The 12657-nt window shown below is 72.5% G+C and carries 12 protein-coding genes; 10 read left to right on the forward strand and 2 right to left on the reverse strand.

All coding sequences use genetic code 11. The annotated features are described in order from the left end of the window. Positions 1-34 precede the first annotated feature (34 nt). Entirely contained in the window at positions 35-571 is a 537-nt protein-coding gene (locus OG520_RS24610; RefSeq protein WP_406016554.1) for a hypothetical protein, read from the forward strand. Between the two features lie 25 nt (positions 572-596). Here the strand turns inward: OG520_RS24610 and OG520_RS24615 are convergent, their stop codons facing one another. Continuing rightward, positions 597-1061, reverse strand: a complete 465-nt coding sequence (locus OG520_RS24615; protein ID WP_406016555.1) for a roadblock/LC7 domain-containing protein — start codon at positions 1059-1061, stop codon at positions 597-599. Positions 1062-1419: 358 nt separating this feature from the next. Between OG520_RS24615 and hutU the strand changes: the two genes are divergently transcribed. The 4 genes from hutU (at position 1420) to hutI (ending at position 6990) form a co-directional block, all read left to right on the forward strand. Continuing rightward, positions 1420-3081: a urocanate hydratase gene (hutU, locus tag OG520_RS24620; protein WP_266418388.1), complete on the forward strand. Its 1662-nt coding sequence runs from the start codon at positions 1420-1422 to the stop codon at positions 3079-3081. 104 nt (positions 3082-3185) lie between these two features. Continuing rightward, a complete protein-coding gene (locus tag OG520_RS24625) occupies positions 3186-4409 on the forward strand; it encodes an allantoate amidohydrolase (RefSeq protein ID WP_406016556.1) in 1224 nt (407 codons plus the stop codon). Further along, positions 4400-5785, forward strand: coding sequence for a formimidoylglutamate deiminase (locus OG520_RS24630; protein WP_399327890.1), 1386 nt, complete (start codon positions 4400-4402; stop codon positions 5783-5785). Before OG520_RS24625 ends, OG520_RS24630 begins: the two co-directional genes overlap by 10 nt. 32 nt (positions 5786-5817) lie before the next feature. Continuing rightward, entirely contained in the window at positions 5818-6990 is a 1173-nt protein-coding gene (gene hutI / locus OG520_RS24635; RefSeq protein ID WP_406014624.1) for an imidazolonepropionase, read from the forward strand. 129 nt (positions 6991-7119) lie between these two features. On the opposite strand, the gene OG520_RS24640 is transcribed toward hutI, so the two are convergent. Beyond that, positions 7120-8166 carry an RNA polymerase sigma factor SigF gene (locus tag OG520_RS24640; protein WP_406016557.1) on the reverse strand — a complete coding sequence of 349 codons (1047 nt, stop codon included), beginning with the start codon at positions 8164-8166 and terminating at the stop codon, positions 7120-7122. Between the two features lie 282 nt (positions 8167-8448). Here OG520_RS24640 and OG520_RS24645 point away from each other — a divergent pair, with 282 nt between their 5' ends. The 5 genes from OG520_RS24645 to OG520_RS24665 all read left to right on the forward strand — a co-directional run bounded on the left by OG520_RS24645 (position 8449) and on the right by OG520_RS24665 (position 12636). Further along, positions 8449-8817, forward strand: a complete 369-nt coding sequence (locus tag OG520_RS24645) for an STAS domain-containing protein (protein ID WP_406014625.1) — start codon at positions 8449-8451, stop codon at positions 8815-8817. Positions 8818-9003: 186 nt separating this feature from the next. After that, positions 9004-9519, forward strand: a complete 516-nt coding sequence (locus OG520_RS24650; RefSeq protein ID WP_389975658.1) for an ATP-binding protein — start codon at positions 9004-9006, stop codon at positions 9517-9519. Between the two features lie 191 nt (positions 9520-9710). Continuing rightward, complete coding sequence (locus OG520_RS24655) at positions 9711-10379, forward strand: peptidase (protein WP_406016558.1); 669 nt, start codon at positions 9711-9713, stop codon at positions 10377-10379. A gap of 50 nt (positions 10380-10429) precedes the next feature. Beyond that, entirely contained in the window at positions 10430-11458 is a 1029-nt protein-coding gene (locus OG520_RS24660) for a hypothetical protein (protein ID WP_406014626.1), read from the forward strand. Beyond that, entirely contained in the window at positions 11455-12636 is a 1182-nt protein-coding gene (locus tag OG520_RS24665) for a hypothetical protein (protein WP_406014627.1), read from the forward strand. The genes OG520_RS24660 and OG520_RS24665 overlap by 4 nt, the downstream gene beginning before the upstream one ends. Positions 12637-12657: the final 21 nt, after the last annotated feature.

Here is a 12657-nt window from a genome sequence, read left to right on the forward strand (position 1 = left end):
GGACGTGGGGCGCGGAGCGCAGTCGTTGGCGAGAGTGGCCGTGATCGTACGGGCCGGAGCCGCACCGATGTGGTGGCCGGGGCTGCTGGCCACGGGGATCGGCGCGCTGGTGCCGGGGCTCACCGGGCGCCGGATCGGCCTGCTGTCCGGGGCCGCGCTGTTCCTGATCACCGTGGCCGTCGTGGCGCTCGTCCGGAGCCGCAGGTACGCGGAACTGGCCGGGGGCGCCACGCGTGCCGGGCGGTCCGACTTCCTCCAGGACCGCGCCGTGACCGTACGCAACTGGCGTCGGGGGCACCGGTGGTGGCTGTTCGGGGCGTTCCTCGTGGCGGTGGCGAGCGCGTTCCTGCTGCCCGGGGCCGGCGGGATGATGCTCGCTGGGGTGGGCGCCGGGCTCTGGATCAAGGCCGTCCGGATCGGGCGGCGCGAGCACCGGGACGACGCCCTGTACTGGGTGCGGACCGACTGGGTTGAGCGCGGGCGGCCCGCGGGCAAGCGGGTCAAGGGATATCGGACGACCGGGCCGATGGCGGGGGACGCCGCGCCTGGAGGGGCGCGGCGCAGGCGCTGAATCCGCCCGTGGGGGGCTCCGGCGGTCAGGTGCGGGGCGGCAGCGGGCCGGACTGCGGGGGCAGCTGCCGGGGAGAGGGGACCGAGGGAGCCGGACAGGCGGCGCGGCGCGCTGCGGCGTCGATCAGCTCGCCGATGAGAGCACTCGCCCGGTGGCCCTCGGAATGGAGCGCGTCGATGTCGATGGGGTCCTCGGCGAGCAGGGTGAGAACGGCCGAGGAGCCTGCGGCGTACGAGGCGATGCAGCCGGACTCGCCCCGTACGAGAAGTTCACCGAAGCCGCCCCGCCCGGTCGCCTCCGCCATCCGGACCGCGACGCTGAGCGCGGTCGCGGTCAGCGCGGCGACACCCTCGGGCTCGACCCCCGGAGTGTCATGGGCCAGGACGTATCCGTCGGTACCGGCGACCAGGGCGCCGGACAGGAGCGGGACCGCGGTCCGTAATCGTTGGAGTTCGGCCAGGACTTCCTGCGCTTCGACCGCGGGCTCCATCGGCTGCTTCGTCCCGGCGCGCAGTCGGAGTGCTCGGATCACAGGGGCCTCCCATAGGTCTCTGAGCCGGCGCGGCGGAGCGGCCGCGGGCATACGGTCGCCCTTCCCGGCTCGGTGTGCGGTGTGACCACGAGGCTACGCAACGTGCCTGTTCCCGGAGGGGGTTCGGTACTTTCCACGGGCACATGCCGGAGGCGTACGGGAGTGCGCGGAGGGCGCGCGACGGGGGCGTCGGGGCGGCCTGCGCGCGGGGCGGGCGCGGGTGTTGCTCCCGTGCGACGGTGCGGGACTGTTGACTACGAGTATTCAGACCATCAGGATGTGAATAGAAGACTTACAGTCGCGAGGAGGCACCGCCATGTCAGGACCCCGCCCCGTACGGGCACCACGCGGTACGGAACTGAGCGCCCTGGGGTGGCAGCAGGAGGCCGCCCTGCGCATGCTGCAGAACAACCTCGACCCCGAGGTCGCCGAACACCCCGACAAGCTCGTCGTCTACGGCGGCACCGGCAAGGCGGCCCGTGACTGGCGCTCCTTCGACGCGATGGTGCGCACGCTGCGGACGCTCAAGCAGGACGAGACGATGCTCGTCCAGTCCGGCCGTCCGGTCGGCGTCATGCAGACGCACGAGTGGGCGCCGCGCGTCCTGATCGCCAACTCCAACCTGGTCGGCGACTGGGCGAACTGGGAGGAGTTCCGCCGCCTGGAGGCGCTGGGGCTCACCATGTACGGCCAGATGACCGCCGGATCGTGGATCTACATCGGCACGCAGGGCATCCTGCAGGGCACGTACGAGACGTTCGCCGCCGTCGCGGCGAAGAAGTTCAACGGGACGCTGGCCGGCACGATCACCCTGACCGCCGGGCTCGGCGGCATGGGCGGCGCCCAGCCGCTCGCCGTGACGATGAACGACGGCGTCGCGATCTGTATCGACTGCGACCCGCGCGCCATCGAGCGCCGGATCGAGCACCGCTACCTGGACGTGCGCGCCGACTCCCTGGAACACGCGCTCCAGCTGGCCACCGAGGCGCGGGACGCCCGCAGGCCGCTCTCCATCGGTCTGCTCGGCAACGCGGCGGAGCTGCTGCCGCGGATGCTCGCCGAGGGCGCCCCGATCGACATCGTCACCGACCAGACCAGTGCGCACGACCCGCTGGCGTACCTTCCGCTCGGGGTCGACTTCGACGACATGGCCTCCTACGCCACCGAGAAGCCCGCCGACTTCACGCAGCGCGCACGGGAGTCGATGGCCAAGCACGTCGAGGCGATGGTCGGCTTCATGGACGCCGGGGCCGAGGTGTTCGACTACGGCAACTCCATCCGCGGCGAGGCCCAGCTCGCGGGCTACGACCGGGCCTTCGACTTCCCGGGCTTCGTGCCCGCCTACATCCGGCCGCTCTTCTGCGAGGGCAAGGGCCCGTTCCGCTGGGCCGCGCTCTCCGGCGAGGCGTCGGACATCCACAAGACCGACAAGGCGATGCTCGAACTCTTCCCCGAGAACGAGTCGCTGCACCGCTGGATCAAGATGGCCGGCGAACGCGTCCACTTCCAGGGGCTGCCCGCCCGGATCTGCTGGCTCGGTTACGGCGAGCGCGACCGGGCCGGTGAGCGGTTCAACGACATGGTGGCGAGCGGTGAGCTGGCCGCGCCGCTGGCCATCGGGCGCGACCACCTCGACTGCGGCTCCGTGGCCTCCCCGTACCGGGAGACCGAGGCCATGCTCGACGGGTCCGACGCAATCGCCGACTGGCCGCTGCTGAACGCCATGGTCAACGTGGCCTCCGGGGCCTCCTGGGTCTCCATCCACCACGGCGGCGGCGTCGGCATGGGGCGCTCCATCCACGCCGGGCAGGTGACCGTCGCCGACGGCACGAAGCTGGCGGGCGAGAAGATCCGCCGGGTGCTCACCAACGACCCGGGCATGGGCGTCATCCGGCACGTCGACGCCGGGTACGACATCGCGGAGTCGGTCGCCGCGGACAAGGGCGTGCGCGTGCCGATGGCAGAGGGCGAACAGTGAGCCTTCCGTCCGGGAGCGGGACCGCGAACGGGGCCGAGGGCACGGTCGGAGGCGGCGCCGGGGCCGGCGCCGTCTCCGGAGGCGGCTCGTCGTCGTTCCAGGCCATGTGGCGGGAGCTCCTGCCGGTCGGCCGGCATCAGGACAGCGGGGGCTACCGCCGCTACGCCTGGACCGGGGCCGACGCCGACTGCCGTGCCTGGTTCCGGGCACAGGCCGAGGCGCGCGGGCTCACCTACGAGGTCGACCGCAACGGCAACCAGTGGGCGTGGCTCGGCGACCCCCTGGCCGGGGACGCCGTCGTCGCGGGATCGCATCTCGACTCCGTTCCGGACGGCGGTGCCTTCGACGGGCCGCTCGGCGTGGTCTCCTCCTTCGCCGCGCTCGACGAACTCCGCAGCAGGGGGGCGACGTTCACCCGGCCGCTGGCCATCAGCAACTTCGGCGACGAGGAGGGGGCCCGCTTCGGGCTCGCCTGTGTGGGCTCCCGGCTCGCCGCCGGACAGCTGACCGTCGAGTCGGCGCACCGGCTCCGCGACGGCGACGGCATCACGCTGCCGCAGGCCATGGAGGCGGCCGGGTACGACCCCGACGCCATCGGCCCGGACCCCGAACGGCTCGCCCGCATCGGCGCGTTCGTCGAGCTCCATGTCGAGCAGGGGCGCGCCCTCGACCTCACCGGCGACCCGGTCGGCATCGCCTCCGCGATCTGGCCGCACGGACGCTGGAGGTTCGACTTCCGGGGCGAGGCCAACCACGCGGGCACCACCCGTCTCGCCGACCGGCGCGACCCGATGCTCACGTACGCCGAGACCGTGCTGGCCGCCCGCCGCGAGGCGGAACTCGCCGGCGCCCTCGCCACCTTCGGCAAGATCGCCGTCGAGCCGAACGGGGTCAACGCCATCCCCTCCCTCGTCCGCGGTTGGCTCGACTCCCGCGCCGCCGACCAGGCGTCCCTCGACGCCGTGGTCGGCGGCGTCGAACGGGCCGCCAGGGAGCACGCCGAGCGGGCCGGGATCGACCTCGATGTCGTACGGGAGTCCTTCACGCCCGTCGTCGAGTTCGAGCACGCCCTGCGCGACGAGCTCGGCAAGATCCTCGCGGGCCGGGACGGCCGGGACGGCGGTGGCGCCGACCGGGCGGTACCCGTCCTGGGCACCGGCGCCGGACACGACGCGGGTATTTTGTCCGCTTCGGTCCCTACCGCCATGCTGTTCGTACGAAACCCCACCGGGATCTCGCACTCTCCGGCCGAGCACGCGGGCGAGGACGACTGCGTGGCCGGGGTGATCGCACTCGCCGACGTACTGGAAGGTCTCGCGTGCAGCTGACAACGCAACCGACGGGCAGGCCCGCCACCGTGACGTACTGGTTGTCCCACGCCTGGCTCGGCACCCATGTCGAGCCGGGCGTCGCCCTGGACGTCTCCGACGGGCTGATCGCGGGCGTCCGCACCGGCGTCGCCACCCCGCCGCCGGGCGCCACCGTGCTGCGCGGGCTCACCGTCCCCGGGCTCGCCAACACCCATTCGCACGCCTTCCACCGCGCCCTGCGCTCCACCGTCCAGGTCGGCTCCGGCACCTTCTGGACCTGGCGCGAGACCATGTACCAGGTCGCCTCCCGGCTCACCCCCGACTCGTACTACGACCTCGCCCGTGCCGTGTACGCCGAGATGGCGCTGGCGGGCATCACCGCGGTCGGCGAATTCCACTATCTGCACCACGCGCCGGGCGGCACCCCGTACGACAACCCGAACGCGATGGGCGAGGCCCTGATCGCGGCGGCGGGCGAGGCCGGTATCCGGATCACGCTGCTGGACACCGCCTACCTCTCCGCCGGATTCGGCAAGCGCCCCACCCAGTACCAGCAGCCCGACCGGCACCAGCTGCGCTTCTCCGACACCACCGCGGACGCCTGGGCCGAACGCGCCTCCCTCCTCAAGGGCGGCGACCACGCCCTGATCGGCGCGGCCGTCCACTCCGTGCGCGCCGTGCCCGCCGCACAGCTCGCCACCGTGGCGGCCTGGGCCGAGGAGCGGCAGGCCCCGCTCCATGTCCACCTCTCCGAGCAGACCGCGGAGAACGACGCCTGCCTCGCCGCCCACGGCTGCACACCCACCCGGCTCCTCGCCGACCACGGTGTCCTCGGCCCGCGCACCACCGGTGTCCACAACACCCACCTCACCGCCGAGGACATCGCGCTCCTCGGCTCCTCGGCGACCGGCACCTGCATGTGCCCCACCACGGAACGCGACCTCGCCGACGGAATCGGCCCCGCCGTCGCCCTCCAGCGCGCCGGCTCGCCGCTCTCCCTCGGCAGCGACAGCCACGCCGTGATCGACCTCTTCGAAGAGGCCCGCGCGATGGAGCTCGACGAGCGCCTGCGCACCCGGGCGCGCGGTCACTGGACGGCGGCCGCCCTGCTGCGCGCCGCGACCGTCGACGGACACGCGGCGCTCGGCCGGCCCGAGGCGGGCGTCATCGAACCCGGTGCGCCCGCAGATCTGGCGACCGTCGCCCTGGATTCCGTCAGAACAGCGGGACCGGTGCCCAGACTTGCCGCCGAAGCGGTCGTATTCGCCGCCTCCGCGGCCGATGTGCGGCACACGGTCGTGGCAGGCCGGCACATCGTCCGCGACGGGCGGCACGCACTCGTCGAGGACGTACCCGCAGCACTCGCCTCGGCCATCGCCGCCCTGCACGGCTGAGACCGGACCCCCGCAAGGAGAGCAGCCCCCCGATGACGACGACCGCCATCACCAACATCGCCAGCCTGGTCACCAACGACCCCTCCCTGCGCGCGGATTCCCCCCTGGGCTCCATCCAGGACGCGGCCGTCGTCATCGAGGGCGACCGGGTCGTCTGGACCGGTGAATCAAGCAAAGCACCCGCCACTGACAACGCCGTCGACGCGGGCGGCCGGGCGATGATCCCCGGCTTCGTCGACTCCCACTCCCACCTGGTGTTCGCGGGCGACCGCACCGAGGAGTTCAACGCCCGGATGTCCGGCCGCGCCTACAGCGCGGGCGGCATCAGGACCACGGTCGCCGCCACCCGCGCCGCCACCGACGAAGAACTCGCCGCCAACGTCGCCCGCTACCTCGCCGAGGCGCTGCGCCAGGGCACCACCACCTTCGAGACCAAGTCCGGCTACGGCCTCACCGTCGAGGACGAGGCCCGCGCCCTGCGCATCGCCGCCCAGCACACCGAGGAGGTCACCTACCTCGGCGCCCACATCGTCTCCCCGGACTACGCCGACGACCCGGCCGGCTACGTCGACCTGGTCACCGGAGCGATGCTCGACGCCTGTGCCCCGTACGCCCGTTGGATCGACGTCTTCTGCGAGAGGGGCGCCTTCGACGGCGACCAGGCCCGCGCGATCCTGACCGCGGGCATGGCGAAGGGCCTGCACCCCCGCGTCCACGCCAACCAGCTGGGCCACGGCCCCGGCGTCCAGCTCGCCGTCGAGCTCGACGCCGCGTCCGCCGACCACTGCACCCACCTCACCGACGCCGACGTCGACGCCCTGGCCCAGGGCAGCACCGTCGCCACCCTGCTCCCCGGCGCCGAGTTCTCCACCCGCGCCACCTGGCCCGACGCCCGCCGCATCCTCGACGCGGGCGCCACCGTCGCGCTCTCGACCGACTGCAACCCGGGCTCGTCGTTCACGTCCTCCATGCCCTTCTGCATCGCCCTCGCCGTACGCGACATGGGCATGACGCCGGACGAGGCCCTCTGGTCCGCCACCGCGGGCGGCGCCGCGGCCCTGCGCCGTACCGACATCGGCCGCATCGCCCCCGGCGCCCGCGCCGACCTGGTGCTCCTCGACGCGCCCAGCCATGTCCACCTCGCCTACCGGCCGGGCGTTCCGCTGGTCCACGCGGTCTGGCGGCACGGCGAACGCGCCGTATGAGCCTCTCCCGGCGCCCGTGACGCGGTGCCAAACGCACGGAAGGACCCGCCCCTTTGCCGGGGCGGGTCCTTCCGCACGTTTTCGCGGTGCGCCGCGCGGATGCTGAACGAGCGGGCGACGCGCGCCCGTTCACTCCTCCAGGGTCAGGCCCTTGCGCAGCTTGACCAGCGTGCGGGAGAGCAGCCGCGACACATGCATCTGGGAGATGCCCAGCTCCTCGCCGATCTCCGACTGCGTCATGTTGGCGACGAACCGGAGCGAGAGGATCGTGCGGTCGCGGCGCGGCAACGCGGCGATCAGCGGCTTCAGGGACTCGACGTACTCGATGCCTTCGAGCCCGTGGTCCTCGTAGCCGATACGGTCCGCCAACGCGCTTTCGTGCTCGTCCTCCTCGGGCTTGGCGTCCAGCGAGCTCGCGGTGTACGCGTTGCTCGCGGCCATGCCCTCGACGACCTCGTCATGGGTGATGCCGAGGCGGTCGGCGAGCTCGCCCACAGTGGGCGATCGGTCCAGTTGCTGGGCGAGCTCGTCGCCCGCCTTGGCCAGGTCGAGCCGCAGCTCCTGCAGCCGGCGCGGGACGCGCACGGACCAGCTGGTGTCGCGGAAGAAGCGCTTTATCTCGCCGACGATGGTCGGCATCGCGAACGTGGGGAACTCCACGCCACGACTGAGCTCGAAACGGTCGATCGCCTTGATCAGGCCGATGGTGCCGACCTGGACGATGTCCTCCATCGGCTCGCTGCGGGAGCGGAACCGGGAGGCGGCGAACCTGACCAGGGCCAGGTTCAGTTCGACGAGCGTATTGCGGACGTACGAGTACTCGTGGGTGCCCTCTTCGAGAGATACGAGCCGTTCGAAGAGCGTCTTCGACAACGCCCTGGCGTCCAGCGGGCCCACCTCGTCGAAGGGCGGGATCTCGGGAAGTCCTTCGAGACCGTCGCTCACGCCGTGGTCGTCGGCGCCGATGCGGTCGAAGCCACCGATGCGGCCGGTGCCGCTCGCGTCGCCGGTGTCGCTGATGCTGGCGTCACTGATGGTGACGGTGCTGCTGGTGGTGCTGGTGCTGCTGCGGGTGCCGTTCTCGGCGCTCGCGGCAGGGGAGTCTGAGTGGGTCAGTCCCTGAGGACATGCTGACGTCGCGTTGTGGGGACGCGGTCCGTCGAGCCGGGGTGACATGGTCTCCTCCATCGTTCTCGGCATATGGCTGCCGATGCCCATACGTGTTCCTGCGGTGAAGCGGCGCCTCCGAAGCCGGTCGTGTTTTGGTGTCCCCTTACCCTTACCCGGTCCGGACGGGCAGTTACAAGCGCCAATTGACGCTATATGTCCGGTTTGTTGAGGTCTTCGGGTATCGCGTGGCGCACAGACCGCGTACTGTTTCAAGAACGTCAGAGGCAGCGCATACGCATCTGCGCACGCAGAGACGCAGGCAGTGACGAACGGCGAAGAGGGACGGGCATGGACCGCGGGACGGTCGGCAGTGCGAGCCGGGGTCGACTTCAGGTCGAGGTCCGGACCGAAGGGCGCAGCGAGATCGTGACGCCGGTGGGTGAGCTGGATCACCACACGGCGGATCTGTTGCGGGAGCCCCTGGAGCACGCGGTCGAGCAAGGGCGAGTACGCCTGGTGGTCGACTGCTCGGGACTCGAATTCTGCGATTCCACCGGGCTCAATGTGTTGCTCGGTGCCCGCCTGAAGGCGGAAGCGGCCGGGGGAAGGGTCCATCTGGCCGGAATGCTGCCGGTGGTGGCGAGGGTCTTCGAGATCACCGGGGCCGAGGCGGTCTTCACCGTCCACGACTCCCTCGAAGCGGCCCTGGACACATGACCGCGGCGCGTATCGCGGCCCCGGGCGCCCCATGTGTTGCCGGTGTCACGCGATCCGCGTAGACGAAGTGGGTGTTGTCACGATTCGGCCGGGCAGAAGACATCCGGCGGGGCCGTGGGCGCCCCGCACACTCTGTATCTGTAACTGTTCGATGGCGACATGGTGAATCGGTGAGGTGAAGCGCTGATGAGCACCACCCGGCAGCATCCGCCGGGCGACCTCGGCCGTGAGCCGCAGGGCGCAGGCGTGGACGCGGACGCGGGCGCCGGCGCGGCCTCCCCCGAGCCGGCCGAGCGACAGTGGCGCACCCTGTCGCTGCGGGGGGTCAGCGGCATCGTGCCGACCGCCCGTGACTTCGCCCGCCAGGCGCTTCATGAATGGGGCTGGCTCCCCGCGTCGAGCGCCGACGGCCGGGCCGCCGCCGAGGACGTCCTGCTGGTCGTCTCCGAGCTGGTCACCAACGCCTGTCTGCATGCCGACGGCCCCGAGGAGATGCGTATCGCCTGCACGGCGAAGGTGCTGCGGGTGGAGGTCGTCGACTCGGGCGCGGGGCAGCCCGCGCCGCGCACCCCGCACCGGGCCGGGCGGCCCGGCGGACACGGCATGTTCATCGTGCAGCGGCTCTGCCTGGACTGGGGTGTCCTGCGGGTGCCCGGCCGGTCCGGGAAGACCGTCTGGGCGGAGCTGGCCGCGCCCGCGTAGGCCGCAGGCCGTACTTCCGGGGCGCACCGCCCCGCCGTTCGCACCACCGAAGAGCGCGCCGGATCGGCGCGCTCTTTGTCTTCCCTCCACAAGGCGCCGGGCGTACCTTGAGCGCCCGATCTGATGTGTCGTCAGTAACTTGCGTCGGTCAGCACCGGCGTGCGGCGACTTCCGGCATGAGGGGAACTCAGGTGTCCTACCAGAAGCGAACAGCTTTCGCGCTGGCGTCCGCGCTGGCGGGCACGGTGGTGCTGATGGCCGCGCCCGCCGCCCACGCCACGGTCGTGGACGTCGACTACAAGTGCAAGACCCCGATCGGCGACAAGAGCGCCGTGTCTCCCATCGACATCAAGAGCGTCAAGAGCGGCGGTGGCTACCGGCTCACGATGTCCTTCCAGAAGGGCGTCTCCTCCAGCCCCGTCGAACTGGGCAAGGGGGCGATGAGCCCCGGCGCGGTCATCAAGGTGGGTGGTGCCGACCCGGGCCAGGTCCAGGTCTCCGGCCCACCGAACTCCGCCGCGATACCCGCCAACACCCCCATCAAGATCAGTGACCTGTCGGGTACGTACACCCCGAAGAAGAGCGGCAAGGTCGACTTCACCGCAGGGGTGCTCACCATCAAGGCACTCGGTACGACCACGACCTGCACCCCCTCCAACAACCCGGGACCGTCGCTCCAGCTCGATGTGACGGCCGCGGGCAACGCGCGGAGCACCCCGGACGGGGGCGGGCAGCTGCCGAAGACCGGCCCGCTCGACTCGGCCGTGGCACTCGGCACGCTGGGCGGCACGGTGCTGCTGACCGGTGCGGCCGGGGTGCTCTGGCTGACCAGGCGCGGGCAGGGGGCCGCGGCCCGATAGGGCGGTTCTGCCGGACCCAGCCGCCGCCGTCACGCACCAGGGAGCCGCCCATGCCGTCGCCGACCGGTCACGCCGCCCGACTCGCCCTTGCCGTACTGCTGTGTGCCCTCGCCATGACACCGGTGGCCGGCGCCGCGACGCCGCCTCCGTCGCATCCGGGCGCCGCTTCGTGGACGGCGCGGCCCGCGGTGAGCGGTTCCGGCACGGGCGGCAGACCGTACTTCTATCTGGAGGGCCCGCCCGGCACCGTTCTGCAGGACCGGCTCTCCGTCACCAACCCCGGCCCGTCCCCGGTCACCGTGCGGCTGAGCGGCGCCGACGCGGACGACGCGAAGAGCGGCGGCTCCGGCGTACGCGCCGGCGGCGAGGGCGCGACCGGGACCGGGCGCTGGCTGCGGACCGCCGTCACCGAGGTGACCGTCCCGGCCCGCACCCGGGCCGATGTGCCGTTCACCGTCACGGTGCCGGCCGGCGCGACGCCCGGCGACCACCCCGGCGCGATCGTCGTGCGCGCCGGCGACCGCTCGGTGGGCGTACCGGTCCGGCTGCGGGTCGGCGGGCCGACGCTGGCCGCGCTCACCGTCGAGGACGTCAGCGTGTCCGGGCGGGCCATCCACTACACGCTGGTCAACCGCGGCAACGCGGTCCTCGCCCCGCGGATCGCCGTCCGCGCCGACGGGGTGTTCGGGGCGCTGCTGCGGCGCGAGGCCCGCAGCCTGCCGGTGCGGGTGCGGCCCGGACAGCGCCTCAGGCTCACCGAGCCGTGGCGGGACGTCCCCGCGCTCGACTCGGCGACCGTACGGCTGCGCGTCACGGCGGCGGGCGGCGCGCACGGCGAGGCGACGGCCCGCGCGGTCTTCGTCCCGTGGGCGCCGCTGACCGCCGGCGTGCTGCTGGTCCTGGCCGCCGCCGGGGCGGGGACGTACACGTACCGGCGCGGGCGGTCGCGCGACCGGCAGCCGGACGGCGAACAACGGCCGGGACGGTCCCCGGACGACGAGGAGCGGCCCGGACGGTCATCGGGCGACCAGCAGCACTCCGGGAGCAGGCACTTGGCGAAGGCGGGAGCGGAATCGTGACTGGACAGGCCGTACCGGCAGCACTCCGCAGCGGCCACCAGCGGTGGGCCGTCGCGCTGTTCGTCGCGCTGCTCGTGGCCCTGCTGCCCGCCCTGCCGATGCTCCCCGCGACCGGAGCCGAAGCGGCGGTCACGCGGGCCGCGGAGGCGAAGCCCGTGGTCACCCTCTCCAAGCAGCAGGCGGGCAAGGGCGGTGAGATCACCGTGAAGGGCAGCGGCTGGCGCCCGAAGGCACTGCTGATGATGCTGATCTGCGGACGGTCCGCACCGGACCGCGGCGTGATCGGCGGCACCAACTCCTGCGCCAACGCCGAGGGCCGGGCCGTCACGACCGATGCCAAGGGCGCCTTCCGCAAGAAGATGCCGGTCGCCGAACCACCCGTGCCCTGCCCCTGCGTGGTGCATGTCGCCACCGTCACCGGGGAACAGGCCGCCGCCGACGCCGTGTTCGTCGTCGCGGGCCACCCGATCGCCCCGCTGCCGAAGGAGTCCGGGGGCGGCAGGCTCGCGGTGCTCGCCACCACCAGGCTGGAGGGCGACAGCGGGATCCTCACCTGGTTCGGCGCCCCGCCCGCCCGGCAACTGGTCTTCACCGTGGGCAACCTGGGCTCCGCGCCCGTCAAGGACCCGGTCTTCGAGATCGGTACCGCACACGGCGTCTTCGCCCCGCAGTGGGAGGAGCGGCAGTGGCGCGGCACCATCGGGTCCGGCCGCAAGGCGCAGATCGAGCTGCCGGTCGAACTGACGGCGGGCGCCCACGGCGACTACCAGGTCTCGCTCAGGTACGGCGGCAAGGTGCTGGCCGAACAGCCGTGGGGGGTCGGCCGCCCCTGGGGCGTCACGCTCTTCTGGATCCTGCTCTGCCTCGTCGTACCGGCCGCCGTGTTCCGGATCGGCATGGCGATCGTCGACAAGGTACGGCCCCGCTCCTCGCGCGCCCCGGGCCGCGCCGGACGCCACCGCCCGCCGGGACCGGCCGATGCCACCGCGAAGACCGCGAAGACCGCGAAGACCGCGAAGACCGCGAAGATCCCGAGGCGCCGCCGCGCACCGGGGCGCGCCGCGGACCCCGCGACCGCGCCCACCGACGACCCGTCCAGCACCACGGCCGCACTGCCGTGGTTCACACCCGATTCCGCACCGTCAGAGAACAGACCGACGACGAAGGGACATTCGTGAGTACGCAACGCAGGACCGTCG

The sequence above is a fragment of the Streptomyces sp. NBC_00984 genome, assembly GCF_045162475.1.
Classification (GTDB): domain Bacteria; phylum Actinomycetota; class Actinomycetes; order Streptomycetales; family Streptomycetaceae; genus Streptomyces.